Genomic DNA, 25,503 nt, shown 5'->3' with positions numbered 1-25,503 from the left:
ATTTTACACCGTAGCTTCCAGCTGGAACTGTTCTACCGCCTCTTTGCTGTTGATCGAATACACCTTGACGCTGCGGTCGATCTTTTTGATCAAACCTGCAAGCACTGAGCCGGAGCCAATCTCGATGAAAGTATCGACCCCCTGCGAAATGAGCCATGAAACGCTATCCTCCCATAATACGGAGGAGTGTACTTGGTCAATCAACAGTTGCTTGACGGCTGCGGGATCTTCCACCGGAGCGGCTGTCACGTTCGCTACCACGGGTACTTGTGCATGCTGCATCGACAGACCTCCTAGCACCTCAGCTAACTTCTTGGACGCAGGCTTCATAAGCGAGGAATGGAAAGGTCCGCTGACCTCAAGCGGAATGGCCCGCTTGGCGCCTGCTTCCTTGCCGCGCTCTACGAGCGCCTGCACTCCTTCTTTGCTGCCGGAAACGACGATTTGTCCCGGACAGTTCAGGTTCGCCAGTTCGACCACGCCGACTTCCTTGCTGATCGCTTCACAAAGCTGCTGCAGCGCCTCGCGCTCCGCACCGAGTACTGCGGCCATGGCGCCCTGTCCTCCCGGAACAGCCTGCTCCATGAATTGTCCGCGGGCACGAACTGTGCGAACCGCATCCTCGAAGTTTAGTACTCCGGCAGCTACCAGAGCGCTGTACTCGCCCAAGCTGTGACCGGCTACATAATCCGGCTGAATGCCGTATCGTTTGAAGAGCTCCAGGTAGGCGATGCTTGTAGTCAGCAGCGCGGGCTGCGTATGGTACGTTTGCTTCAGCTCCTCCTCCGGTCCTTCAAAGATAATCCGGCTGAGCTCGAAGCCAAGCGCTACGTCCGCCGCATCAAAGATGCGTTTAGCGGCCGCATCGGACGTATAAATGTCCTTGCCCATGCCGACTGACTGAGCTCCTTGACCCGGAAACACAAAAGCGATTTTCCCCATCGTCACGTTAGTCCCCTTCCTCTACCAAACTAATACGGATGCGCCCCAGGTCAGCCCTCCGCCGAAGCCTACGAGGACCAGCTTGTCGCCTTCCTTGACGCGACCCTGCTCCACCGCCTCGGCTAGCGCCAATGGGATCGAAGCTGCGGATACGTTGCCGTATTTATCAAGATTGATCATACATTTCTCTTCGCTGAGATTCAGCCTTTGCAGAGCGGATTGAATAATGCGGATGTTTGCCTGATGCGGCACGAGCAAATCCACCTCGGACTTGTCCAAGCCAGCCTTGCGCAGCGCTTCTTCCGCCGATCCGCCCATGATGCGGACGGCGAACTTAAATACTTCCGAGCCTGCCATGTGGATAAAATGCTGCTTCGCTTCCAGGCTTTGCGGAGTCGCTGGGCAACGCGAGCCACCGCCCGCCACCTTCAGCAGCTCTCCACCGGAGCCGTCGGCCCCCAGCTCGAACGATTTGAAGCCGCGTCCTTCCGGCACTTGCCCGATCACCACTGCACCGGAGCCGTCCCCGAACAAAATGCAGGTGTTGCGGTCGGTATAATCCGTAATGCGCGATAAGCATTCGGTGCCCACCACTAAAGCGTATTTATAAGTGCCTGTAGCGATGAAATTCACTGCATTGGCCAATCCGTAAATGAAGCCTGAGCACGCCGCGGATAAATCAAAAGCAGCCGCCTTCTTCGCACCCAGCTTATCTTGCAGGATGCATGCCGTCGACGGGAACGTCATATCCGGCGTAATCGTCGCCACTACGATGAGATCGATATCCTCCGGGGCAACGCCTGCATTCTTAAGAGCCTTAAGAGACGCTTCGTATGCCAAATCGGATGCCGCCTGCTCGGGGCTTGCGATCCGGCGCTCCCGAATGCCGGTCCTGGTGACGATCCACTCGTCGTTCGTCTCCACCATCTGCTCCAGCTCCTGATTCGTAAGCACCCGCTCAGGAACGTATTTGCCCGTACCCAGAACACCAACAGGGATTAAGTTCATTAGACTACATCTCGCTTCCGTTACTGATTTCCGATTTCCGATGAGATGCTTCGCACAAGGTCGTTCTGTACGGCCGTCCGTGCTTGTCTCACAGCATTTTTAAACGCCGTCGCGCTCGATGAACCGTGGCTTTTCAGTACAAGCCCGTCCACGCCGAGGAGCGGAGCGGCTCCGACTTCGTTATAGTCCATTTTACGCCGGAATTGGGAGAGCCCCTTCTTTACGGCAAGTGCCGCCAGCTTGGTCACCCAGGTGCGGGTAAATTCCTCTTTCAATGCCGAGAAAATGGTCCCCGCCGCGCCCTCAATGGACTTCAGCATAATGTTCCCCGCAAATCCGTCGCACACGAGCACGTCGCAAGGAGCCCGCAGCACATCCCTTGATTCCACATTCCCTACAAAATGAATCGGGGCCTGCTCCAGCAGCGGGTAAGCCGCCTTCGTCAGCTCATTGCCCTTCATCGCCTCGGTCCCTACGTTGAGCAGTCCGATGCGGGGCTTAGCAACGCCGTGGACCTTACTGCGGTAGATGCTGCCCATGATCGCATACTGCACCAGCTGCTCCGCCGTTGCATCCATGTTGGCCCCAAGATCCAAGGCCAGGACGCCGTTGCCGTCCATCGTAGGAATCATCGGCGCGAGCGCCGGACGCTCGATGCCTTGAATGCGGCCTACGATAAGCAACCCGGTCGTCATCAGGGCGCCGGTATTGCCTGCAGAAATGAAAGCATCCGCTTCCTTCTCCTTCACCATTCGTCCGGCCACGACCATGGAAGAATCCTTCTTCCGCCTTACCGCCTTCACCGGCTCGTCATCCGCTTCGATGACCTCCGAAGTATGGCGTATTTCAAGATTCGCCGGCTTCCGCGTCAGATGAGGCTCAATCAGGGCCTTGTCACCGACCAGAATGACCGTCGTATCGTTCCACGATTCGGCAGCTTGAATCGCACCCTCTACCGTGGCGCCCGGCGCGTGGTCTCCGCCCATGGCGTCAATCGCTATCCGCATGAAGTTCGCCTCCTTCGAAGCGGTCTTTGGTGGAATGATAAATAATAAAATTGCCTTGGAACACTATTTCATCGCCGACATAGGTGAACACTTCCACCTTAGCCTTGCCCTTGGAGATCGAACGCACATAGGCTTTGGCGATACATTTTTCACCGAGTCTCACCGATCTCACGAACCGGATGTCCGCAGCGGCCGTCAGGGCGATCTCGTCGTTAATTAAAGCAACGGCCAGAGAATTCGCCTGGGAGAAAACATGGTGTCCCCGCGCGATCTTCGTCCGGGAAAACACATGCTCATCCCGAATCTCGAACATCGAAATCCCGCTCTTGTCGAGCTGCAGGTCGATCACATCCCCAATCACCTCATGCAGTGGAAGGGAGCGCACCTGATCATAGGACTGCTCCGCCATCAGCTTCATCCGCTCGCGCAGCTCGGGGATTCCAAGCTCCAATCGGTCGAGTCGGATCGTTTGTATACTGACCTGAAACAGCCTGGTTAATTCTTCATCCGTAATAAAAGGGTTTTCTTCAATCGCTTTGGCCAGCTGCTGCTGACGCTGTCTCTTCGGAAGGCGTTCGATAGCCGAGCACCACCTTGCAGTGTGATAGATATGTCGTTACTGCATGTCTATGACATGACACTACATCTTATGACCAAGTAATAAATGATAGTATAATGGATTTCATTTGAAAAGAAAAGAATAACTTCGTATTCCCCCAAGATCCGCCTCGAAACGCAAAAAAAAATAGCACCTCATAAAATGAAGTACTATCTCTTTGCATTCAGGCAGAGATTATTGGTTGATAATCTCTCTCTTCTTATAATGACCGCACACCTTGCATACACGGTGACCCAGCTTGAATTCACCACAATTATCGCATTTTACCATTCCTGGTACTTCTAATTTAAAGTGAGTCCGACGCATGTCACGGCGTGTTTTCGATGTTCTCCTTTGAGGTACTGCCATTTCTTCCCACCTCCTTCAACGAGTTCACAAGTCTGTTTACTTGTCTTTAAAGAAATCCGCCAGTCCGGCCAATCGCGGGTCCACCTTGTCCTGTTTGCAGCCGCAGGCTTGCTCGTTCCGGTTGCCGCCGCATACGGGGCAAAGACCTTGACAAGCTTCGCTGCAAAGCGGCACAAACGGCAGATGCAGCATTACGCTTTCTACCAAATAGGGCTTGAGCTCGATCCGGTCGTCCTGAACGTAAACCGGATCATTCTCCGATTCCTCGTCCTCTTCGAACGCTTCCTCGTCGGGCTCTTCCCCCTTCACGAAAGTCTCATGATACGGAATTGTCAGGCTTTGGTGCACCGGGTTCAAGCATCGCGAGCATGACTGCTCCACCTCGATGGAAAGTTCGCCGGATACATCCGCAGCACCGCTAACGTCGTGTGCTTCAAGCTCGACCTTCAGCGGCCCGAAGTCCTGCAAGCTGCCGGATACCGGCAAGGCACCGTGCAGATCCAGTGTTCCGTGAAAACGAACGGTTCCTTTTGCAGCTAAATCCTTTAAATGAATGAACACGAGTATCACCCCAAACAAACAAAGATTATTATAGCGATATCCGTTACTTTTTGTCAACATTTTCAGTTCATGCTATAGTGGATAAATATGCGAGATTGGTAAAAAAGTGAGGTTACGCCATGCGTACTGTGGGTTTAATCGTTGAATACAATCCCCTGCATCATGGTCATTGTTATCATTTCCAACAATCCAAAAGCCAAACCCAAGCCGATGCCGCCGTTTGCATCATGAGCGGACATTTTCTCCAGCGCGGCGAACCGGCCTTGGTGAACAAATGGGCTCGAGCGGAGATGGCTCTTCGGATGGGCGCCGATCTCATTCTCGAGCTCCCTGTCGCCTTCTCCTGCCAGCCTGCCGAATGGTTCGCCTACGGCGCGGTTTCGGCCCTGGATGCTACAGGCGTCGTGGACAGCCTTTGCTTCGGCAGCGAGAGCGGCGATATCGGCTTCCTGGAACGTGCTGCGGAAGCGGTCGCCGATGAACCCGCCGCCTTCCGGGAACGCCTTCAGGAGACGCTTCAGCGCGGACTGGCTTACCCGGCTGCCTACAGCGAGGCGCTGGCCTCTTACGTCCCCGAGCTCGATCCTGCCGAGCTTGCCAAGCCGAATAATACGCTGGGATTGCACTACTTGATTGCATTACAGCGATTGAAGAGCTCGATCCAAGCAACTACGATTACCCGAACGAAAGCCGAGTATAACCAAACCGATATCACCGACCGTCAAATTGCAAGCGCTACAGCCATCCGCAAGCTGCTCTTCGAGGATCGCGCTTTGGAGGGAATTGCGCCCTATGTACCGGCGAGCACCCTTGACGTGTTACGCTCCGAATGGCAGGCAGGACGGGCTCCCGTCGGCTGGGAATCGTTTGCGCGGCCGCTATTGCTGCAATTGCTGCATCATAGTCCGGGACAGCTGGCTTCATTCTACGAGGTGAACGAAGGTCTCGAGCATCGGCTCAAGCAGGCCGTGACGAAGCTGACCCTGCCGGACGGCCGGATCGTTGACGAACTGCTGTCCGAGCTCAAAACAAAGCGTTATACGCGAACGAAGCTGCAGCGCACCTTGCTCCGCATACTTCTAAACCATTCGAAGCAGGAGCTGGGCCCGGACGTGCTGCGCCGCGGCGTTCCCTACCTGCGGGTGCTAGGCTTTAGCCCGAAGGGGCAGCTGCTGCTCAAGCGAATGAAAAAAACGGCGAAGGTTCCCGTCATCACCAAGGTGACGACCGAAGCCTCGCCGCTTCTGCAGCTGGATGTGCGGGCAACCTCCGTCTACGCTTTGGCCTATGAGCAGCCGACCGCACGCGACCTGCACCGCGATTATTATCAACCTCCGCTTCAACGCACGGCGGAGGCCGAGGCTGATTTCGGCGGCAGCGACGCCAAATAATTCATCGCTTCCTCCATTGTCCCTACGGGGACAATTTTCATTTTCGTACCGATTTCCTTGGCCCTCTGGACCGCATCAGTATAATTGGGGACTACCTGACCGTCCGGTGATGTGTAGTCCTTCGGAGCAAAGAAAATTTCCGCTCCTGCCTTATCCGCGGCTATGACCTTATGCTTGATGCCCCCAATAACTCCGACCGCACCTGATTTGTCGATCGTCCCTGTCCCCGCAATGCGGTACCCTTTTGTAATATCCTCCGGCAGGAGGCGATTGGCAATTTCAAGGGAAAACATAAGACCTGCCGACGGTCCCCCGATCTCTCCGGCTCGAATGGTCACCTGCTTGTCTTCCGACTCGGCCTTCACGCTCAGTACGTCGGCCGGTACGATGCCAAGTCCGGCGCGCTGCTCCTCCGGCTTAGTCGGGGTTGTGCCGTCCGCATTCGGAAGAATGCCCAGCTGTACGTCTTTCGTTCGCGTAATGTTTTTCCGTTTATAGCTAATAGATACGGTGTCGCCAATCGCTTTGCCTTTCAGCGCAGCAAACAGATCCTCCCGTGATGTGATCGGCGAATCTCCTACCTTCACGATATAGTCCCCTGCTTGCAGCGTCTCGGCAGCGGGCATGTCCGGATACACCTGCATGATGACGACAGCGTCATTGCTGATCCGGTATGGAATTTTCAGCCTTTCGTAGGCTGCCGTCATCGCATCCGCTTGGGACGTTTGCATGACTACTTCCTGACGGTGATAATAGTCCTGTTCGGATTCGCCCGGCTTGAGCAGCTCGCTCTTGAGACGAAGCTCATCATACGGATCAAACAAGGAGGCTACATATCCGAACAAGGTAGCGTCGCGAACACTTACCGTCGTCAGCATGAATTGTCCCTGATCCTCAGTGCCGCTTTCCTTGACCTGAACCATAGGACGAATCACTTCGACGATGCCCGGCTTAAAGATATAAAGCGGTAACGGCAAAAAATAGACCAAATAGAGCATGGAGATCGCAATGAAGACAGAAAATACGATTCGCGATGCCTTCTTCATATGGCTGGCCTCTCCCATGGATTCCATCCCCTTTGCTGAAGCTTGATTGTATAGGTAGGGTATGCCTGCTTGGTCTAAACGATGCGGACAAAGCGTAAACATGTACCATCTTGCTTACGCTGGAGTGATATGAATGCAACCCCTGCGAGTGTTGTCTTCGCCGCGCATGTCTACCCTGATGCTCGGCATTTGCGCGCTTCTGTTAATTATTAGTATGATCCTGTTTCCCGATCAGGCCTTCAAAGCCTCCCTCCAGGGCATTCAGCTTTGGTGGAAGCTTGTATTCCCCGCTCTGCTGCCCTTCCTGATCATCACGGAGATCATGCGAGGGATCGGCGCCTTGCATGGGATCGGGGCGCTGCTTGAGCCGCTGCTGCGCATTCTGTTCCGGCTGCCCGGTATCAGCGGCTGGCTTATCGCGCTTGGCTTTACGGCGGGCATGCCTGTCGGGGCAGCCGCCATTAGCACGCTCCGGTGTGAGGGCCAGCTCACTCGCGATGAAGCCGAGCGGCTTCTCGGAGCGACCCATGTGCTTAGCCCTGTGTTCCTTATTACCATTGTCGGTGTAGGCTTTCTTCACAGTGCGACAATCGGACTTGCCTTGGCTGTAATACATTACGGTTCTATGCTTCTGGTGCTGCTGGCCCAGCGAATGAGCTCTACTGAAGAACCGCTGCCCTTGACCGGCTTCCGACGCAGAGGCGTTTTCGCTCATGCGCTTGAAGCCTTCCGTGCGGCGGGAGCCCGAGATGGACGCACCTTCGGCAAGCTGCTGGGTGATGCCGTGTCGGTGAGTGTTCAGCAATCCTTCATTATCGGGGGCTACATCATGATGTTCTCCGTGCTGCTGAAGGTCATCGATTTATCCGGCTTGCTTACCGTGTTGTCCTCCCCCATCGCCTTGCTCGGAGTTTGGAGCTCGGAGGAGCTAAACCGAATGATGGCAGCCCTGCTGCCCGGCATGTTCGAAGCGCATTTGGGCGCCTTCGCTTTTACGCAAGCAGAAGCCGTCTCCTCGGTCTGGCAGTATGCTCTGCTAAGTTTAGTCCTAGCCTGGGGCGGCTTATCGGCCATCACGCAGGTTCGCAGCCTTACCGTGGCGACAGACCTGCGCTTTAAGCGGTTCCTGAAGTTCCGCTTGTGGCATGCGGGCACTGCTTTCATCCTTACACCGCTTGTATGGGAGCCTTTAAACAGCTGGCTTACGAGACAACAAGAGCCGTTATCCGCGTTCAACGGAGGGCAAAGTGCTTGGGCGCTCGATCAAGGCACCCTCTGGCCGTTTGTCAGCCCGATGATGCTGCAGTTCGGCACCATTTTGCTGCTGCTGGTAGTGATCTCCATCTTTACGGCCTTTCTATTCCGTCGCGGAGAGCGCTAACCGCGTTTGTCCGCATACTTGTCCATCAGAGCCTTCTCGACTTCAGCCGGCACCAGATCCGTTACCGGACCGTGGAAGCGGGCGATTTCTTTCACAATACTGGAACTTAAATACGAATACTTCGGCGTAGACGTCATAAACAACGTCTCGATATCCTCACAAAGCTTACGATTCGTCGACGCCATCTGAAGTTCATATTCGAAATCAGAAACGGCGCGCAAGCCTCTTACGATGAGATGCGCGTCCTTTTGCTTCATATAATTGATGAGCAGATCGCGGAAGCTGTCGATCTCCACGTTCGGCAAATCGGCCGTTACCTGACGCAGCAGCTCCACACGCTCATCTACCGTGAACAAGGGATTCTTGCTTGTGTTGTTGAGCACCGCCACGACCAGCTTATCGAACACCTTCGCCGCCCGGTGAATGATGTCCAGATGCCCGTTCGTTACCGGATCGAAGCTTCCCGGATATACCGCAACCTTTTGATTCTCCATTACCTCTCGTCAGCTCCCTCGTTCAATTCCGTCTCCAGCTTGTCTTCGTCTTCCGCAGTATAACGGAATATCGTGACCGCTGTGTCCCCGTATTCCGCTCTTCTGATGTGCTCCAAGCCATATAGAGGCTCTTCGTAACGGTCCTCCGCATCATGCTCGATAATAATTCTCGCGCCGTCATCCAGCAGCTTCTCCGTTGTTAGCTGCTCTAGCAAATCGTGGATTACCTTCAGGCGATACGGCGGATCCAAAAACACCAGCTCAAACCGCAGCCCGCGCTTGGACAGGGCCTTCAGCGCCCTCAGCGCGTCATTGCGGTACACCTCCGCCTGCTCGGTAAACCCGGTCGCTTGCAAATTATGGCGAATCGTATCGATCGCCTTCTTATCCATGTCGATTAGCACCGCCCGGTCCATCCCCCGGCTCATGGCTTCGATGCTGAGACCTCCTGTCCCCGCAAACAAATCAAGCGCTATGCCGCCGTCAAAATACGGGCCGATCATGCTAAATATCGCTTCCTTCACCTTATCCGTGGTCGGTCTCGTTCCCATCCCGGGTACCGCCTTCAGCGGCCTGCCCTTCGCCCGACCCGATATGACCCTCATCCTAGCACCTTCTTCCAGCAATCGTATTGATATCGTACCACAAACACGAAGATTTTCACAAAAAACCGAAAAAAATTTTGCCGATTCATGTATATATTTCTTGCCCGGGGTGCATCCTTATATCATCGACATCCGAAAATGTCGTAGACAACCGCGGAGAAGACTTACGTTCCCCATAAGCTCTTCGTCCGGTTTCTCCTCTCCCATGAAGGGCCTCGTCGTGAGACGGGGCCCGAATTTTTTATGTACGACAAGCCGGTAACTTGATTTTAAAAACAAATATTGGATAATGGAGGTAAGAAATTTCTTTTTTGGGGGAATATTCTTCTTTCTGGAGACATATGCCTCGAAATTAAAGTTGGGACGTGGAAGATTGGCAATCAAACTAAAATGTATCATGCTCTCAAGCGTTTTGTTCAGTTCTTTATTCCTGTCATACAATAATCCAATAGTACTCGCTGAATCGAATCCAGATACTCAGATATTGCAAAATACTGAAACGAATGATCCTGTATCCTCTTTATGGAATGCCCTTGATCGTAATCCTTCGGACCTCAGCGGACATTGGAGCGAACGCATTTTTCAATGGGCAATTTTAATAAAAATAATCAATGGATATCCAGATGGAACTTATCGACCGGATCAACCCATTTCCGAAGCAGAATTTCTTAAGACTTTTTATTCGGCATTTGGTTACCCACCAAACAAATCAAATAATGATGCAGATTGGACAGAAGCACCGTACAGACTTGCAAGACTATTTAAACACCCCGTGTCTATACAAAATAATGATAAACATTCAGCCTTGACAAAATCAAAGGCAGCCGAAATCACAGCCTCGGCACAAGGTGTGAATTACCGGGGCGATGATGCGATCAGATATTTATTAATTAAATTTCCTGCCACCAAAAATATATTTGATTCTTTAAAAGAAATGAAAGGAAATGACCAACTCACCCGTGCTGAAGCGATAAACTTAATAAGAATTATTAAGCTTCAAGGAGTAACGGAAATCAAAAATAAACCAACAAATCCTTCGGATTCAAGTTTATTACTGTCCGATAATCCAGAACAACTGCTTGAAGAAAGTGAAGATTTTACTTTTGCTCCAGTCTCGTATGATGATTTTCGGTTGAGTGATACCAAAAAGCCGGAGGCATTCATTTATTTAGAACAATCCAAAGAAGCAGTCGAGCAGATTTATGGTACTTCGGAAGGCATATTTTCCTTGAAAGAAGATAAATACGGACCTATTCTCGTCCATTATAATTCAGCAGGACTCGTAGATAGTTGGTTGGTAGATGGTGATATATTAAAAAATCAGGAACAATTTCAAACCAAAAAAGGTATCGTTCTAAATCAAAGTACTTTTTTTGATGTCCTAACAAAGTACGGAACTGGGGGCTATATCGGAGATGGCTATTCCATTGGAATTTCAATTGACTATTTGTATGAAAATATCAATGGAACCTTTATCCCTAGGATTTCGAAAAAAGAAATTCAAAATCCAGCAAATGCTATTGTTCTATCCTTCTATATAGATAAAAAAAATATGAAAGTAGATATGATCATTTGCTCTAGTTATTACTTTGCATATATTTTCCCTTTAGAACAAGCAAAAAAAATCAAGCAACAAGTATGGTATAATTAATTCTGCTTTGGATAGTAAATTAGGCTCTACTCCTGCCAAATGGTTAACGGAGATAAAAATTAATGATATTAAAGGAAACGAAAGGAGCTGGACTTCTCCATGAAGTCTAGCTCCCTTTTTACATAAGCACCCGCACTTTATGAACCTCGTGCACAAATTTTCAACCAATCCGAAGAACGCCGGGAAACATACAAGGAATCCTTCCTCTTCGCCACAATGCCTTCGATGGACTGCTCCACAACAGACCGATAAAGCTCCTCGCCGTTTCCTTCAACTTGTGTAACTAGAACAAATCTATCGTTTTCGGCAAGCACCTTTTCCAAAATAGAACGACGTTTCACCAATGGAAGCGTACGCAAATCTCTTCCGTTCAAATAAAGTATATCCCAGATCACATAATGAACGGGGTTATGAAACGAATGGGCTGCAATCTTCTCCCTCTTCTTCAGCTGTAACCGTTCCTTCACCAAATGGGTACAAGTGCGGCTGTTCTCCGGGACATGACAGGCCACCTGTCCGTCGAGAACAACGTCGCCATCGATAGGCACCGGATGTAGCTCTGGATATTGTCTTGTGCATTCTATCCGGTCTGCAGTCCACATTCGCGTTTCCCTTTGGGAGCGGGAGAGGATGAGGCGGTGTCCGTCAATTTTGGGCTCGAAGAGAAATGCGGGGTCATTGAAGGGTTGATCAACGGATTGAAGTAACATTGGCGAAATGTACATGGTCATCACCCATCCTAATTGTAACATGAAAGATTGGATGAATAAGTAGGGAAATTGTGGACATCATAACGTTACGCAAGACAATAAACCGCATGTGGAGGTATGAAAAACATGGCTCAAGGACAAAGCGGAAATAACAACGTATTGGTAGTTCCTCAAGCAAGACAAGCATTGGAGCAATTGAAATACGAAGTAGCTCAAGAGCTGGGCATCCAAATTCCTCAAGATGGTTACTATGGCTTTATGGCAACTCGCGATACGGGTGCTATCGGTGGTCACATCACGCGCCGCCTGGTACAAATCGCTGAACAGCAGCTGGCTGGAACACGCTTCTAATGCAAGCTCAATAGAGTTCGAATGTAGAAAAAGCCCTCCATAGGGCTTTTTCTTGTTTCGTATTCCGTATTTCCCGGGCAAGCGCAGCATACGACGAAACCTAACGAGATCAGACACAAAAGAACAGGCCTTGCGGGTTGATCGATCGGATACCTTTAACGTAAATCATGAAACAGTGACCTCACGGGCTGCCTTGGAGTCATTCGCACATAAATGCTTCTCCAGCTTAATCGTTTCAATACCTGCCAGCAGTACGATCCCAATGCCATGAGTGTCATTCAGCTGCCAGGTCAGCTGGTCCTTATAATAGTATTTATTGAAGGAGTAGCCCGAGCCTCGACAAACACCATATACATTCCCGTGCTTATCAATACAGTGACGAACCAAGCCTTCCCAGCCTCGGAGGACTGACTCGATATAGCCGTCAGACTCCTGCAGCCAGCCGAAGCGAACCCCCCGCGCGAACGCATAAATAAACATGGAGGTGCAGGAAGCTTCCTCATAGGACTCCGGATCCGTCAGCACTTGGTGCCACAGCCCGCGTGTCCCCTGCAGCTTCTTGTAGCCTTGGCACAGCTCCCGGAAAAATGCGAGAACGTCCGGCCGCAGCTCATGATTCTCCGGCAGTACGGCAAGAAGCTCCGTCAGCGAGAACAACACCCAGCCGTTGCCCCTGCCCCACGGCACCCCGTTTCCTTTGCCGAATTTCACATCATAAACGTGGTGCATGATTTGAAGCTCGGGAATGTACATGAGCTCCTTGTAATGCAAAAACTGTTTCACTGCATCGTCCACATACTTACGATTACCCGTCAGCTCATAATACTTGCTGAGAAACGGCGTACTCATATACAAATCGTCGCACCACACAGTGTCCTTCATAAAATCGGTCGTTCCTCTTACCCGGTACAAGGTACCGTTCGGAAGCCGGTCCTGGATTTCCATAATATACCGGGCGATTCGCTCAGCTGCCGCTTCTGCTCCCGCAAGCGGCCTTATTTTGTGGGCTTCCAGCATTGCGGCGCCGAAGGAACCGCAATCATCCAGACTGTCGATCAGCGTCAGCTGGTGATTGATGCCGGGAGAGCCATACTGCTGCTGATCCCACATACTATATTCATGCAGCGAGGTACACTGCTCGATATGGTCCGCTGCATATTGGAAGTAATGAGACGTTTCAAGCTCCAGTCCGGTCTTCATAATGCCGTATAATGTCACGCCCAGAGGGTAGTTCCATTTGCCGTACATGCCGGTTTCCAGATAAGGACGAATACGCGCATACGGCAGATCTGCTTGCCAATAGGTGATTTCTTCTCCTGCTCCGAAGGTTGAATTCATCTGAGTGATGTCCCCCGCCTCCGGTGCATACCCTTCGGAAAACGGACCAAGATACAACCAGACATCCGTTAAGCCTTCCACAGGACAGGGTGCAGCAAGCTTCAGCCGGGTATTGGTTGCGACGCTTGGATCTTCCAGCTGAAAGCCCCACTGCTTCCCTCCACAGCAAACCGAGCGGGCCACAAGGTCGTGCTGACCAAAGCCCAGGTCTACGGAGACGGATACCTGACCGGATGCAGCAGTTGATTCATAGACCGCGCTGCCGTTGATGTATATCGTCAACGGACCATGATGCTCACCTTGCAGCCGGAACGTTTGGGAAGCGGCGGTTCTAACTTCCAGCTTCGTCCAAGCAAACGCAGCTTGCCCTTCCTGTAAACCGAAAATTCGGCCGAAGCAGCCCGCTTGCAGCTCCTCATCGGACCAAGTCGTTTGAGGATACCAGTCACCGCCGGCAACCTCCCCGGTTCCTTCCCCAGGCAGCACTTCCCAAGGAGCCGCTTGAGGACGGCTGTATACCCATCCTTCTTCTCCGTTTCTCTCCGGCGTCGGTGCCAGGATATGCATGGGAAAGCCCTTGATGCTGCCGGTACCGAACACCCCTCCGCAACCGGTTCCGGTTTTTACAAATTCCAGTACAATGTGATTCCAGCCTCGATTCAGCTTCGTGCGGAAAACATTTTTGCGCTCCGGAAACACATCGTCGTTGAGATTGGAGGCAAACGCCAGCCCTTGATTGATAAACACCCTCACCGGGCTATAACAGCTGACGCTGAACGGGACATCTCCCTGCGTCTCGCTCCACACTTTGCCCCAAACATAGATGTATTGTCCGTCCTCAAGCTCCGGCCACCTGCTCTGCAGGTCCATGTCATACCGGTAATCCTCCCCGCGGCGGAAGCCGTCCGTTCGATAAATCCGATAGACCGGCGGCAGCTTCGGATGAGAACCGATAAAGCGGCCGGCAACGGCGGCAAGAACGTCTTGACTGCGACGGGCTTTGCCCGCGATGGAATCATTTTCGTGGAAATAAGGCTGCATGTTCATCCTCCGATTCAGAGCGGAATTTCTCCGCCGGGATATAAGGTCGAGTGGGACAACCGCTTCGGCTGAGCTAAAGAGGTGCCGGAAGGCTTGGCCGTCAAATCCTTAGGACCGCTGGAATAAATGCTTGCCGTCTCATCTCCGTAGATGATGACTTGTTCATTCCCTTCGCCGAACAAGTCGCCATGCACGACATACCCTTCCGACGGGAAAGAAACGACCACGTTCATATTCCCGTCGTAGAGGGAAGGGAATACTCCGCCACCTCGGCGGAATGCCAAAATATAATCCGGGGATCCTTCTTGCCAATTTCGTAACGTCTCGACGATCGTCAGCCAGCCGTCCGTTTTCCGGTCCTCTTTCCAAAGCTCCTGCCCGCCGCTGTCCAGAAGGAACAATGCGTCCTTCCCTTTCAAGCCTTTCCCGTCGTCCTCCCGAACGAGCCGGTCCAGGCCGGCCACTTGAAGGCCGGGCAAATCGCTGCGGAAGCGGCCCAATGCGATATGCTGAGATTCGACGGAGCCTTCATGTCTCCACAGCTCTTGGCCGAACCGGTCATACATCACGGTAACGCTGCCGCCGATGACCAGCTCCGGCTGTCCGTCCCCATTGACATCGCCGACCCAAACGCAATCCGCATGATCCTCAAGATCGTGACAGCTCCAAAGGAGACGGCCATCGTGATCCAACAGATCATAGCCGGCCATCACCTCATCCAGCCCGTCCCCATCCAGATCATACACCCATGGGTAATGGCCGGGATTTCCTTCGCGCGTCCACAACAGCTCGAAGTTACGGTTCATCGCCCACATCCGGTGGTATCGGTCCTTCAGGATGATATCGCCCGCCGTATGCCCTCCCGTTAAATTGGCTACGATGATGCAGTCATGCGCTTGCGGATCGGGTAAGGCATGAGAAGCCTTCAGCTGACCGGTTTGTCCGTTCAGGATGTTAAACCGGCCGTCCATAATGCACAGCACCTCCAAATGTCCGTCCCCGTCGATATCGGCGATTTGAGCAGGGTAATCGGAGCCTTGCCCGCCTGCCCCGGGATCAGGCTTGCCCACCTGCCATAAGAGCTCGCCCGTAAGATCGAACACCGTAATACACTGCACCTGATGAGGAATATATCTTACATCCTGCCGATTGTCGGCTTGCACCAGGATCATTTCCATGCGCCCGTCGCCGTTGACATCGCCAAGCAGCATTTTGCAGCGGGGACCCGCCTCTTGAATATCTACTTTCCCAAGAAAACAGGGTTGTTGCTCCACAGGATTTACGTCGGTTCGGTTCATTTTCGTATTCCCTCCATGATTGGTTGCAATCTGAATATAACGTCAGCGTAAATGAGGTTACCTTTGTTTACAATCGTACATTTTTGACTGCTTTGGCCGGGGACTTGCATTTTCTTGCCGGGCTTTCACTTTCTTGATAAGTGCCGTTTCAGCCGCTTGCGAATTTTTCCTATTTACGGAAAAGATGGGGACATTTACGTTTATGATTGTCACCTCAGTGACCATGAAACCATCCAAGGAGGAGTATTAATGAAAAAGAAACGACAGCACTCATGGAAACGACGCGCCGGAATGACAGGGCTCAGCATGCTGGCGGCCCTGCAAATCATTTCGGTTTGTCCGCCGATGCAAACGGTTGCAGCAGCAGTTCCTTTCACTCCGGGTGACGGTAAGCGGCAAATGGAATACCTTGATCGCGGAATCATAGCAGTGCCTACGCAGGGAGGGACTTTCGTAAGCTGGCGGTTGCTCGGAACCGACCCTGCGGACGTTGCCTTTCATTTATACCGCGACGGCAAAAGGATCACTGAAGCCCCGCTACGCTCTTCCACAAATTTCATGGATACGGCCGGAACGGCCCAATCGAAGTATTCCGTTCGTGCGGTAGCAGGAGGCAAGGAGCAGCAAGCCTCAGAGGCAGCTACTGTATGGGGCGCCACTTATCTCGATGTTCCGCTGCATAAGCCGGCTGACGGAAGGAACCCCGACGGCTCCGTCTTTACCTACAACGCGAATGATGCGAGTCTGGGCGATGTAGATGGAGACGGCAAGCTTGAGCTGATCCTGAAATGGGATCCTTCCAACTCGAAGGATAACTCCCAGAACGGTGTTACCGGTACGGTCTATATTGATGCCTACAAGCTGGACGGCACACTTCTGTGGAGAATTGATCTCGGCAGGAACATTCGCGCTGGAGCGCATTACACCCAGCTGATGGTTTACGACCTGGATGGAGACGGCAAAGCCGAGGTAGCAGCGAAGACGGCCGACGGCACCGTGGATGGTACGGGCCGTGTGATCGGCGATCCGAACGCTGACTATCGCAATGCCGAAGGACGCATCCTGGCCGGACCGGAATTTCTGACGATCTTTGATGGCGCTACAGGCAAGGAGTTGACGACCGTACCCTACGATCCGCCTCGCGGCAACGTGAGCGACTGGGGTGACGGCTATGGCAACCGGGTGGACCGATTCCTTGCCGGCATCGCTTACTTGGATGGACAGCGTCCAAGCCTTGTCATGGCCAGAGGCTATTACACCCGCGCAGTGCTGGTAGCGTATAACTGGCGCGACGGCAAGCTGGAGAAGGTTTGGACCTTTGATTCCAATACGCCCGGAAATGAAGGGTATGCCGGACAAGGAAATCATAACTTGAGCGTAGCCGATGTCGACGGTGACGGTAAGGATGAAATCATTTACGGTGCGGCTGCGATTGATCATAACGGCCAAGGTCTGTACACAACCGGATACGGACACGGCGACGCTATGCACCTAGGGGATCTCGATCCGACAAGACCCGGGATGGAAGTATTCCAGGTCCATGAGAATCGCAGCTCCCCTTACGGACTGGAGTACCGCGATGCAGACACCGGGGAAACGATCTGGGGCTTATATACCGGCAAGGATACGGGCCGCGGGATGTCCGCGGACATCCATCCGGAGTATCCCGGCGAAGAGGTTTGGTCCTCCGGAGGGTATGGCTTATTCAGCGCCTCAGGGCATAAAATAAGCGATAAGGCCCCATCTTCCATTAACTTCGGCATTTGGTGGGACGGAGACCTCCAGCGGGAGCTGCTTGACCACACGTGGAACGGAACGTCGCAAACCGGCGTTGGGAAAATCGAAAAATGGGATTACATCAACCATCAGCCGATCACTCTTCTAACGGCGGAAGGCACGCTTTCCAATAACCATACGAAAGGCAATCCCGTACTTCAAGCGGATTTGTTCGGCGACTGGCGCGAGGAAGTCATCTGGCGTACCGAAGACAATTCGGCGCTGCGAATCTACACCACCACCGATGTAACGGAACACCGTTTGCCTACTCTGCTTCACGATCCGGTTTACCGTTTAGGCATTGCATGGCAGAACGTGGCTTATAATCAGCCTCCGCATCCAAGCTATTATTTAGGGGCGGGAATGAGCCAGCCGCCTGCTCCGAGCATGTATGTGACGATGCCTTCCAAGGCGGAACTGCAGCCTCAGGTATTGAATGTGAAGAGCTCGGGTGGAGAGTCATCCGTTACCGTTCACATTTCACTGCCGAATGAGCCGAGCCTTGCAGGTGCCGGACCGGACGCAGCCCGTGTTTCTCTCACCGTGAACGGCACGACACTTGACGCAAGCTCCGTAAAGCAACAGAACGATACAGGACTGCTCGCCAAGTTCGACCGCAAAGCGCTCATCCAAGCGTTAGGTGAACAGCGCGGTGAGGTTCAAACAGAAGTAAACGGTATACTCGGAAACGGCAATCGTTTCAACGGAACCGCCGTCATCGAAGTGCGCTAGTACGTAAAGAACCTCCGTTACAGGATCCTTTCGACCCTTGTAACGGAGGTTTTTCGTCACGCAGAATATTGCTCTATTGTCAGCCTTCCGTTCTCAAGTAAAACAGTCGCTGATCCTCAATATGCCCAAGCCCGTCATAAGCGGAGCCGAAGAACGCACTTCCTCCGCAGAAGGCCGGCAGCTCATGACGCGTCCCTATGCATTCGGCGGAAAGATGGAGAAGCGCCAAGGGAGCTATGCTGTCAAGCTTGGCGTACGGATGGCGTTCGCTTGGTACGAAAAAGCCGTGGCAGTACCCCTGCCGGATGATATTGTCTCCCACTGCGTAAGCCAGCTCCAAGTAGTCCGTTTGACCGGCAATCCGGTACAGCTCCAGCAAAGCAAATACAGTATACGGATTCGCGTTGTCCGTGGCGTAATCTAGGCTGCGACCCTCACCGGTCCTATCCAGGCCAGGATCGCCGAGGCCATTGCCCTTCGACATGCCTCGAACACATTCCCACAGGAGCGGCTCTCCGGACAAGCGATATCCCATGGCATAGGACCACAATAGCAGCGGATCGGCGGACATAGCCTGCAAAGCTTCCCCCTGTTTGCCGTAATACCCGCTCTTTTCCATCACGACACCGGTTAAGCGCGTACCGTTCGTCAGCATCGGATGCATGAGATTCGTCTCGCTTTCATAGGCATACCTGCCATAGGCAAGCAGATCCTCCACGGCGGATTCGGCAAACGGTTTCCCCGCTTCCCTTAAGCTTTCGGCTAGCACCATTCGGCTTATGCCTGCCTTGCCGACAATCGTATGAATTTGCCTAGCCACCGACAATGTCCCTTCTACAGGCTGATGCGCACGCAATTGTTCACCGAATTGCTCGACCGCGCGGTCCCCGCGTACCCCGGGCAGCACGGAAATGCTGAATTGATAGCCACTCATTCCCGTAACAGGATTACGTGTATCGCCATACCGTCCATTTAACCGTTTGGCCCAAACCAATGCCTTCTCGTCACCGGTAAACCGGTAAAGCTGTCCCGCCGCATAATAAAGATCGCTGCCGCAGTTGATAAAGGTCAAGCCGGTCCCCGTGAAGAAGGGGTCCCCCGGAGCATAGTCCCGATCCCAGACGGTTCCCTCACTCGGCCCGGCTGTCGGCTTGCCGTGGCGGCTGAACTCAAGATTGCTCCATTCCAGCACATGGCTGTCCCAGAATGCTTCGATATAGGCTTTCGTATCCTCCGGGCTCACTTCGTACATCAGTTCATAGAACGGATAATGGCATTTCAGCTCATGCTGCGGACCCTTATCCGGCGCGTAGATGGTCCGTTTCCCGGCAAGATCGTAGGCAAGATGACCGCCCCAATGGAGCAGACTCCCGTATCTCAAATGCTTGAAGGCATAATCGACCGTGTCCTTTGCCGCGCTGCGATAGTTCTCTTCACCTGTAATATGGCTTAAGGAATACAGCGTACGAAGCCAATTTTGCTGGCTGGCCAAATTGGACAATGTCCAAGTATCGCCTTCGGACAGCCATTGCACCGGTTCCTTCGTCTCCGTATGGAAGCCGTCGGCAAAAAGTGGAAGACCGTCCTCCTCCCTGCGTCTCTCATGAAGCTGAAGTACGTGATCCGCATATTGCTTAACGATGTGGACAAAGCGGTCAGCTTGCGTAGTTCTGGATGTTTGCACGGAATTCGCCTTCCTTCTGCAGTAGTTAACCTATTGAAACGTTTCGGCCTTCATAATGAAACCAGTCAAAATCAGCGGCAATCCGTCGACCTGAGCCTCCGCTGTTCGCGTAGAAGCCGACCATCGTTCCTGTGAACGCCTTTTTCTCCTGAGTCCCTTCGTCGCTCAAGAACAACGCATCCGGCACCACCCCGGCAAGACTCCAGTCTTTCCCATTGCGGCTGTAATAGAAAGCTCTGCGTTCCTTGTCGACCTCCACTTTCAAATAAATCACACCCGCCGTCTCCAACGGGATATCACTAAGACAAGACAGCGTTCTTGCCCTGTTCTCCGTCAGCCGGAGCCGGATCCCATCCGCATAAGTCAGAGCAAGCTGAAGGAAGCACCGGGAATCGTAATAACAGGTCAAGCCCGCCTGTTCCCCGTCTCTTTTCGGGGTAAAATCCAGCTTCAGCGCGGCAGTATAATGATGATGTCTTTCTCTGCGGACTAGCACGTTACGCACCTCGATGGACTCGAGAGGTTCGTCGCCTGTCCAAATCCTAACATGACCCGGCCGTTCGGCAAGCGACCAATGCTCCGAATCGGGATTGCGGACGAACTGCCAGTGCACCGGCAGCCGATCCGCGTCGAAATCATCCGTCGCCGGCTCCTTATAAACAGCTTGCACCAGAGCGGGCGCGGTTTGTACATCGCTCGGACCTCGCCCCTCGTTAACTGAAATCCATCCATCCTCCGTCCAATGCACCGGATCGAGACACGTTTCTCTTCCGAGCACACAATAGCCGCCGCCGAGAGGTCTTCCCGCGAGGTAGACCATCCACCAATCCCCATTCTGCGTTTGTACGAGCTTGCCATGGCCTGCTCTTTGAATAGCGGCGCTGCGGTCGGATTGGGTATGTACAGGATTATGCGGACATTCCTCATACGGTCCGAATAAATCTTTAGACCTTGCCATCGTGACACAATGACCGTATTCGGTGCCCCCTTCAGCTTGGACAATATAGTAATAGCCGTCCTTTTTCAGAACATGCGGCCCCTCCGGTGACACGCGTCCTGTTCCCTTCCAGACCGTAACCGGTTCCCCGATGGCTTCGGTGCATTCGTCATTCAATCGAAGTAGCGTAGCTCCGCTGCTGCCGTACACCATATAGTGAGTACCGTCATCATCCACAAAATGGGACGGGTCAAGTCCCTTATGGTTGATCACGACCGGCTTGGAATACGGTCCCTCCGGACAAGAGGACTTCATCATGATGTTCACTCGTCCGCTCTCCGTGGTGTTTCGCAAGGTTGCGAATATATAAAACGTGCCGTTGTAGTAAGAGATATCCGGAGCCCAAATGCCGAAGGAGTCAGGCAAGCCCGCTAGCGGAATATCCTCGCTGTTCGTGATGCCATGACCGATATATTCCCAGTGAACCAAATCCTTGGAGTGCGAAATGAGGATCGCGGGAAAATATTGAAAGGTTGAGTTCACCATATAATAGTCGTCTCCCACACGGACGATGGAAGGATCGGGATGAAACCCCGACAGGATCGGGTTCGCATAGGTTCGTTCATTCGTTTCGCGGGACATGATCTCATTTCTCCTTATTGTTTAGTCGGACATGCTCCCAAAAGCCCTGTGTGTATTCCGTCAGAGGACGATGCGGAACTCCCGTCAGCTTCCGGCTGATTTCACGGATCAGCAGCGCTTGCGTCCCGGCATTCATGTCTCCCTCTACAAGTCCTTGCCCGATACGGACAGGCTTCGGCATATAGGGGTAAAACTCCCCTTCCTTCACCTGCGCCACATTCGGTGCCGGCGGAGAATGCTTCAGCTCGCGAGAGAAGCCGCCATCCTCCCTAAGCAGCCGCCTCATATTGGCGATTGTAATTTCCAGAATCTCGGCCAGCTCCCGCTCCGGAATCACGAGTTCGTGCTGGAAAGCTCCGAGCAAATCCATCGGATTGCGCACCCAGCACATATCGATAGCCTCATCGTTTCGCAGACAGTCCAGCAGCGTTCGATAGATGCGGTCGACATGAGGAACCGGGATACGAAAACGGTCGTAGAAAGCACGCAGCTTAAATGTCCCCGAGATGCGGATATATCGGTTGCCCCCGCCCCACAGACCGGTTTCCGGATCTTGAATCGAAGCAAAATATTGTCTTCCCGCCTCCACATAAGGCCGGCGCTCTTCTTCGCTCATCCGGGCCAAATGGTGATTCGGCGCTCCCATGAAATCGCAGCCTCTCCAGCTGTTGCGCAGGTCCACCGACTTCAGCCATGCCACATAGGCATCGGGCGACTCAAGATACGAGGGCCTTTCTTGCGCCTCGTGGGGCAGCTTGTGCAGCGGCCGCCCTCCCAGCTTGGTTAAGGACCCTACACTGTAGCCGAGCGCGCGAAATACCATCACCTCATCGAAGCGCATATTCGGATCCGCGTCGTAGAAGTAGCCCGTGGCCGGATCCTGCTTCTGCTGGAAGAAGGAGATCATCCGTTCCCGAACCGAGGAGGGCATGCTCTCCAGCAAGCCGGAACGGATTAGGATGTTTAACGCTTGGGCGGTGGATTCGATATCCGGTTTAAAATGGTCCATATCGAAGGAGCTGCGGGCGTAATAAAACCCGCCGGAGGCCGCATCGTACTGCCCGGCCAGCCACTCGTAGAAATGCTGAAACAAGCCGTCCATTTCTTGAAACAATGATTCAAATCGCTTTCCGGTCGGTGTCATTCGGTTCCCTCCGATTGAATTAGAGCTTATGGGACTTTCGTATTGCAACTGTAGCATATCCCGGGAAGCCGCTCTACACCTATCCTGCTTTCCCACCTTAACCTTTGCTATTTTTGCGTTTTTTCGTTTGCAATGCTCCGTTAACCTTTGCTATTCTTGTGTTAGAAAGGGGTGCTGCAGCCATGAAAGGTGATTATCAAATATCTTTCTCCAAAGCGGAAAATATCGAAATGCCCCGTTTTCATTACCACGATCACTATGAAATCTATTATTTGTTTGGCGGCGAGCGATATTACTATATTGAAAACCGGACCTATCATGTGAAGAAGGGCTCCATGATTTTTATTAAGAAAAATGATATCCATAAAACGCTTCTCGGCGGCAAGCATCATGAACGGACCGTCATCTATTTCACGGACCAGCTCTTGGAGCCGCATCGTGGTCAACACCTTGACCTTCTGCTCTCCCCTTTTCATCATCCCAACCGAATTGTCGAATTCAATCCCATGGAGCAAAACTACATTGAAAATTTAATTTTCCAAATGAAAAACGAATACGTTGAGGAAGGCCGTCAAGGCCGCGACCTTTATTTTGAATCACTGCTTGTCCAGCTTCTTCTCTATGCCCACCGTAAGCTGACGGAAGCGGCCGAGGTGGCCTACGTGCCGATGAACAAGAATATTATGGAGGTGATCGATTACTGCAATTCCCACTATAGGAAGCCGCTTACGATGGAGGGGGTTTCCGCCCGTTTTTATATTAGCCCGTTCCATTTCAGCCGTCTGTTCAAACGATATACGGGCTTTAATTTCCCGGAGTATATCAATACGCTGCGTATCCGCGAGGCCCAAAGACTGCTGAGAGAAACGCCGTATAAGGTGATCGAAATCGCTGAGCGGGTCGGATATATGAACATCACGCACTTCAACCGGAAGTTCAAGCAGGTGGCTTCCATGTCGCCGCTCGAATATAAGAAAATGATTAAGGCGTCGCCGAACGGCCATGGCACCGACGCAAAGTGAGGCAAACGAGAAGTAGGCTTCATAATAAAAACCGGCTCCCTAGGCAGATTGCTCTGCCCTAAGAACCGGTTTATTGCTACACTACCAGGCGCTTTTGCTCGCCGCTTTTCACTTCTACCATCTGCCCGTCCACGTTAAGCCAAACATCAATGGCCGTCGGGTTATAAACAAAATCCAGGCCTGCCGAAAATTTCAGCTGCTCGAACGCCTTGGTGTAATCGACGATTTCGATATTCGTTGCATACCAGATCTCGTCTTTCCCGCCTACATAGGCGCAAAACTCCTCTATCACGTGCCAGTTGTTATCGTTGTCGAATTCATAGCTGTGGCCCCAGACGTACATGAGATACAAATATTGTGTCTTGTGCAGCCCGACAAACGTCTCGGCATGCTTCATCAGATCCCGATTGTGGTGGCAGGTAGGCTGCCATTCGAGCCAATCGTCCGGCATGCCGAAATGGCCCGTGCTCGGTACGACCCTGGCGTACTCGATGCCGAGACCCGGCAGAAGCTCCTTGATCCGGCGGTTATACGAGCCGTTCGGATACGACATCCCCCTCACGGTATATCCGGCAATCCGTTCCAGATTCCTCCGATCCTCCATCACCTCATGAACGATGAGCTCGTTCGGACAACGGGCGATCGTGGGATGGGTCAGAGTATGGGCCGAGATTTCATGCCCCTCATAGAGGTCCTTAATCTCTTCCTCCCCAATCCGATCCGGCGTTCCGAACAGGCCGGAGTTGATGTGGAAGGTCCCCTTAATCCCATGGCGGTTAAAAATATCCACCAGCCGCTTGTCGGCGTTTCGGCCGTCGTCATAGCTCATCGTGAGCGCCTTATGCCTTCCGCCCGGAAAGCACATTAACACCTTTGGCATCGTTACCTCTCCCCTCTCTAACGACTAATTATACCAAAGATTCCGGTTTTATCGGAATAAACACCGCTCTCTCGTTCGGCGACTTGTTCGGCGTATGAATGGCAAGATAGAGAGCCCCGTCCAAAGCGTGGAACAGCATGCCGTGTCCCCCATCTTTCGCAAAGAACGGCTTCTCCTCCTGAATCCACGGTCCGAGGATGTCCCCTGAGGCCGATCGGGCAATTCCCATCGCATATCCCTTACTGCCGATACTGGACCAAAGCATCAGCAAGCCTCCTTGTCCGTCCTCCCAGAGGAAAGGTCCGTCCGTAACGTAGTTGACCTCCCGCACAGGGCGCGACCACGGCGCCGAGGATGCCTGGAAAAGCAAAGCCGGTTCCCCGGAAGCGGCGCTTAAGTCCTCACGCAGGGGCATAGCGTACATTTCCCCGTCCTGCACCTGCAGCCACTCGCGGCAAAAGACCATCCATGGCTTTCCTTCCTTATCGACATACAACGTGCCGTCAAGGCATTCCCAGTCCCTTGGTGTCACCGGCCCGTTCGTAACCGGAGCGTAGGGACCTTGCGGTCCTGATTCCGATAGCAGCACCTGCGTCCCCCTGCACTGCCCTTCCGCCTTGAAGGAAGCCAGCATATAGTACCTACTTTGGTACAAGTGAACCTCCGGAGCCCAAAAGTGCCGATCCGCCCAAAAGCCCGCCTCCGGCCGAAACGCCGGAAACGGTCCCTCCCAGTGCTCCAAATCGGTGCTCCGGTACACGTTGAAGCCTTCGGCGGCTCCGTCCCATACATTGTCGTCCGTCGTTCCGAACAAATAATACGCCTTCTCCTCCGGGACCGGCAAAACGAAGGGATCCCGGACGCGTATTTCTGACGTTCTAAGCATAGGTCACCT

23 protein-coding genes are annotated in these 25,503 nt (G+C 52.9%); 6 read left to right on the top strand and 17 right to left on the bottom strand.

Annotation, left to right across the window (positions count from 1 at the left end):
- Nucleotides 1-3: 3 nt before the first annotated feature.
- The 6 genes from fabD to QMO62_RS04865 form a co-directional block, all read right to left on the bottom strand.
- Nucleotides 4-942, bottom strand: a complete 939-nt coding sequence (fabD, locus tag QMO62_RS04890; RefSeq protein ID WP_284644866.1) for an ACP S-malonyltransferase — start codon at nt 940-942, stop codon at nt 4-6.
- 21 nt (nt 943-963) lie between these two features.
- Nucleotides 964-1,950 carry a beta-ketoacyl-ACP synthase III gene (locus QMO62_RS04885; RefSeq protein WP_284638985.1) on the bottom strand — a complete coding sequence of 329 codons (987 nt, stop codon included), beginning with the start codon at nt 1,948-1,950 and terminating at the stop codon, nt 964-966.
- Nucleotides 1,951-1,970: 20 nt separating this feature from the next.
- On the bottom strand, nt 1,971-2,957 hold the full coding sequence (plsX, locus tag QMO62_RS04880) for a phosphate acyltransferase PlsX (protein ID WP_284638984.1): 987 nt from the start codon (nt 2,955-2,957) through the stop codon (nt 1,971-1,973).
- Nucleotides 2,941-3,537, bottom strand: coding sequence for a transcription factor FapR (fapR, locus tag QMO62_RS04875; protein WP_284644864.1), 597 nt, complete (start codon nt 3,535-3,537; stop codon nt 2,941-2,943). Before fapR ends, plsX begins: the two co-directional genes overlap by 17 nt.
- A 213-nt stretch (nt 3,538-3,750) precedes the next feature.
- Nucleotides 3,751-3,924, bottom strand: coding sequence for a 50S ribosomal protein L32 (rpmF, locus tag QMO62_RS04870; RefSeq protein WP_284638983.1), 174 nt, complete (start codon nt 3,922-3,924; stop codon nt 3,751-3,753).
- Between the two features lie 36 nt (nt 3,925-3,960).
- Nucleotides 3,961-4,485, bottom strand: coding sequence for a YceD family protein (locus tag QMO62_RS04865; RefSeq protein ID WP_284638982.1), 525 nt, complete (start codon nt 4,483-4,485; stop codon nt 3,961-3,963).
- 119 nt (nt 4,486-4,604) lie between these two features.
- On the opposite strand from QMO62_RS04865, the gene QMO62_RS04860 reads away from it, so the two are divergent.
- Nucleotides 4,605-5,876, top strand: coding sequence for a nucleotidyltransferase (locus tag QMO62_RS04860; RefSeq protein ID WP_284638981.1), 1,272 nt, complete (start codon nt 4,605-4,607; stop codon nt 5,874-5,876).
- Here QMO62_RS04860 and QMO62_RS04855 read toward each other — a convergent pair.
- Complete coding sequence (locus QMO62_RS04855) at nt 5,825-6,922, bottom strand: SepM family pheromone-processing serine protease (RefSeq protein ID WP_284638980.1); 1,098 nt, start codon at nt 6,920-6,922, stop codon at nt 5,825-5,827. The genes QMO62_RS04860 and QMO62_RS04855 overlap by 52 nt on opposite strands.
- A gap of 166 nt (nt 6,923-7,088) precedes the next feature.
- On the opposite strand from QMO62_RS04855, the gene QMO62_RS04850 reads away from it, so the two are divergent.
- Nucleotides 7,089-8,303, top strand: coding sequence for a nucleoside recognition domain-containing protein (locus tag QMO62_RS04850; protein ID WP_284638979.1), 1,215 nt, complete (start codon nt 7,089-7,091; stop codon nt 8,301-8,303).
- On the opposite strand, the gene coaD is transcribed toward QMO62_RS04850, so the two are convergent.
- Both coaD and rsmD read right to left on the bottom strand, forming a co-directional pair.
- Nucleotides 8,300-8,797, bottom strand: coding sequence for a pantetheine-phosphate adenylyltransferase (coaD, locus tag QMO62_RS04845; RefSeq protein ID WP_284638978.1), 498 nt, complete (start codon nt 8,795-8,797; stop codon nt 8,300-8,302). The genes QMO62_RS04850 and coaD overlap by 4 nt on opposite strands.
- Nucleotides 8,797-9,402: a 16S rRNA (guanine(966)-N(2))-methyltransferase RsmD gene (gene rsmD, locus QMO62_RS04840; protein WP_284638977.1), complete on the bottom strand. Its 606-nt coding sequence runs from the start codon at nt 9,400-9,402 to the stop codon at nt 8,797-8,799. Before rsmD ends, coaD begins: the two co-directional genes overlap by 1 nt.
- A gap of 373 nt (nt 9,403-9,775) precedes the next feature.
- Here rsmD and QMO62_RS04835 point away from each other — a divergent pair, with 373 nt between their 5' ends.
- Complete coding sequence (locus QMO62_RS04835; protein ID WP_284638976.1) at nt 9,776-11,053, top strand: S-layer homology domain-containing protein; 1,278 nt, start codon at nt 9,776-9,778, stop codon at nt 11,051-11,053.
- Nucleotides 11,054-11,190: 137 nt separating this feature from the next.
- Here the strand turns inward: QMO62_RS04835 and QMO62_RS04830 are convergent, their stop codons facing one another.
- Nucleotides 11,191-11,763, bottom strand: a complete 573-nt coding sequence (locus QMO62_RS04830) for an ATP-dependent DNA ligase (protein ID WP_284638975.1) — start codon at nt 11,761-11,763, stop codon at nt 11,191-11,193.
- Nucleotides 11,764-11,889: 126 nt separating this feature from the next.
- On the opposite strand from QMO62_RS04830, the gene QMO62_RS04825 reads away from it, so the two are divergent.
- On the top strand, nt 11,890-12,114 hold the full coding sequence (locus QMO62_RS04825; RefSeq protein ID WP_284638974.1) for an alpha/beta-type small acid-soluble spore protein: 225 nt from the start codon (nt 11,890-11,892) through the stop codon (nt 12,112-12,114).
- 165 nt (nt 12,115-12,279) lie between these two features.
- On the opposite strand, the gene QMO62_RS04820 is transcribed toward QMO62_RS04825, so the two are convergent.
- Both QMO62_RS04820 and QMO62_RS04815 read right to left on the bottom strand, forming a co-directional pair.
- On the bottom strand, nt 12,280-14,493 hold the full coding sequence (locus QMO62_RS04820) for a glycoside hydrolase family 88/105 protein (protein WP_284638973.1): 2,214 nt from the start codon (nt 14,491-14,493) through the stop codon (nt 12,280-12,282).
- 14 nt (nt 14,494-14,507) lie between these two features.
- Nucleotides 14,508-15,791: an FG-GAP-like repeat-containing protein gene (locus tag QMO62_RS04815; RefSeq protein ID WP_284638972.1), complete on the bottom strand. Its 1,284-nt coding sequence runs from the start codon at nt 15,789-15,791 to the stop codon at nt 14,508-14,510.
- 345 nt (nt 15,792-16,136) lie between these two features.
- On the opposite strand from QMO62_RS04815, the gene QMO62_RS04810 reads away from it, so the two are divergent.
- Nucleotides 16,137-18,299 (top strand): rhamnogalacturonan lyase, encoded by a 2,163-nt coding sequence (locus QMO62_RS04810; RefSeq protein WP_443690016.1) that lies wholly within the window; start codon nt 16,137-16,139, stop codon nt 18,297-18,299.
- A 79-nt stretch (nt 18,300-18,378) separates the two neighbouring features.
- Here the strand turns inward: QMO62_RS04810 and QMO62_RS04805 are convergent, their stop codons facing one another.
- Genes QMO62_RS04805 through QMO62_RS04795 form a run of 3 tightly spaced genes read right to left on the bottom strand, consistent with a single transcriptional unit; the run spans nt 18,379 to nt 22,706 of the window.
- Nucleotides 18,379-19,983, bottom strand: coding sequence for a hypothetical protein (locus QMO62_RS04805; protein WP_284638971.1), 1,605 nt, complete (start codon nt 19,981-19,983; stop codon nt 18,379-18,381).
- Nucleotides 19,984-20,008: 25 nt separating this feature from the next.
- Nucleotides 20,009-21,562, bottom strand: coding sequence for a glycoside hydrolase family 43 protein (locus QMO62_RS04800; protein ID WP_284638970.1), 1,554 nt, complete (start codon nt 21,560-21,562; stop codon nt 20,009-20,011).
- Between the two features lie 4 nt (nt 21,563-21,566).
- Nucleotides 21,567-22,706: a prenyltransferase/squalene oxidase repeat-containing protein gene (locus QMO62_RS04795; protein ID WP_284638969.1), complete on the bottom strand. Its 1,140-nt coding sequence runs from the start codon at nt 22,704-22,706 to the stop codon at nt 21,567-21,569.
- A gap of 182 nt (nt 22,707-22,888) precedes the next feature.
- On the opposite strand from QMO62_RS04795, the gene QMO62_RS04790 reads away from it, so the two are divergent.
- A complete protein-coding gene (locus tag QMO62_RS04790) occupies nt 22,889-23,728 on the top strand; it encodes a helix-turn-helix transcriptional regulator (protein ID WP_284638968.1) in 840 nt (279 codons plus the stop codon).
- Between the two features lie 76 nt (nt 23,729-23,804).
- On the opposite strand, the gene QMO62_RS04785 is transcribed toward QMO62_RS04790, so the two are convergent.
- A complete protein-coding gene (locus QMO62_RS04785) occupies nt 23,805-24,608 on the bottom strand; it encodes a polysaccharide deacetylase family protein (RefSeq protein WP_284638967.1) in 804 nt (267 codons plus the stop codon).
- A 28-nt stretch (nt 24,609-24,636) separates the two neighbouring features.
- Complete coding sequence (locus QMO62_RS04780) at nt 24,637-25,494, bottom strand: glycoside hydrolase family 43 protein (RefSeq protein WP_284638966.1); 858 nt, start codon at nt 25,492-25,494, stop codon at nt 24,637-24,639.
- Nucleotides 25,495-25,503 lie beyond the last annotated feature (9 nt).

The organism is Paenibacillus silviterrae (genome assembly GCF_030167925.1).
In the GTDB taxonomy this organism is placed as follows: domain Bacteria; phylum Bacillota; class Bacilli; order Paenibacillales; family NBRC-103111; genus Paenibacillus_G; species Paenibacillus_G silviterrae.
The sequence above is the reverse complement of the archived record's forward strand: the minus strand, read 5'-3'. Positions and strand labels throughout refer to the sequence as shown.

Bases quoted from the DNA above. Each gene is read 5' to 3' on its own strand.
- QMO62_RS04795 (WP_284638969.1), bottom strand. From the start codon at position 22,706: ATGACACCGACCGGAAAGCGATTTGAATCATTGTTTCAAGAAATGGAC.
- QMO62_RS04785 (WP_284638967.1), bottom strand. From the start codon at position 24,608: ATGCCAAAGGTGTTAATGTGCTTTCCGGGCGGAAGGCATAAGGCGCTC.
- QMO62_RS04830 (WP_284638975.1), bottom strand. From the start codon at position 11,763: ATGTTACTTCAATCCGTTGATCAACCCTTCAATGACCCCGCATTTCTC.
- coaD (WP_284638978.1), bottom strand. From the start codon at position 8,797: ATGGAGAATCAAAAGGTTGCGGTATATCCGGGAAGCTTCGATCCGGTA.
- fabD (WP_284644866.1), bottom strand. From the start codon at position 942: ATGGGGAAAATCGCTTTTGTGTTTCCGGGTCAAGGAGCTCAGTCAGTC.
- QMO62_RS04810 (WP_443690016.1), top strand. From the start codon at position 16,137: ATGCAAACGGTTGCAGCAGCAGTTCCTTTCACTCCGGGTGACGGTAAG.
- QMO62_RS04800 (WP_284638970.1), bottom strand. From the start codon at position 21,562: ATGTCCCGCGAAACGAATGAACGAACCTATGCGAACCCGATCCTGTCG.
- rpmF (WP_284638983.1), bottom strand. From the start codon at position 3,924: ATGGCAGTACCTCAAAGGAGAACATCGAAAACACGCCGTGACATGCGT.
- QMO62_RS04855 (WP_284638980.1), bottom strand. From the start codon at position 6,922: ATGAAGAAGGCATCGCGAATCGTATTTTCTGTCTTCATTGCGATCTCC.
- QMO62_RS04780 (WP_284638966.1), bottom strand. From the start codon at position 25,494: ATGCTTAGAACGTCAGAAATACGCGTCCGGGATCCCTTCGTTTTGCCG.
- plsX (WP_284638984.1), bottom strand. From the start codon at position 2,957: ATGCGGATAGCGATTGACGCCATGGGCGGAGACCACGCGCCGGGCGCC.
- QMO62_RS04790 (WP_284638968.1), top strand. From the start codon at position 22,889: ATGAAAGGTGATTATCAAATATCTTTCTCCAAAGCGGAAAATATCGAA.
- QMO62_RS04815 (WP_284638972.1), bottom strand. From the start codon at position 15,791: ATGAACCGAACCGACGTAAATCCTGTGGAGCAACAACCCTGTTTTCTT.
- QMO62_RS04860 (WP_284638981.1), top strand. From the start codon at position 4,605: ATGCGTACTGTGGGTTTAATCGTTGAATACAATCCCCTGCATCATGGT.
- QMO62_RS04885 (WP_284638985.1), bottom strand. From the start codon at position 1,950: ATGAACTTAATCCCTGTTGGTGTTCTGGGTACGGGCAAATACGTTCCT.
- QMO62_RS04820 (WP_284638973.1), bottom strand. From the start codon at position 14,493: ATGCAGCCTTATTTCCACGAAAATGATTCCATCGCGGGCAAAGCCCGT.
- QMO62_RS04850 (WP_284638979.1), top strand. From the start codon at position 7,089: ATGTCTACCCTGATGCTCGGCATTTGCGCGCTTCTGTTAATTATTAGT.
- rsmD (WP_284638977.1), bottom strand. From the start codon at position 9,402: ATGAGGGTCATATCGGGTCGGGCGAAGGGCAGGCCGCTGAAGGCGGTA.
- QMO62_RS04825 (WP_284638974.1), top strand. From the start codon at position 11,890: ATGGCTCAAGGACAAAGCGGAAATAACAACGTATTGGTAGTTCCTCAA.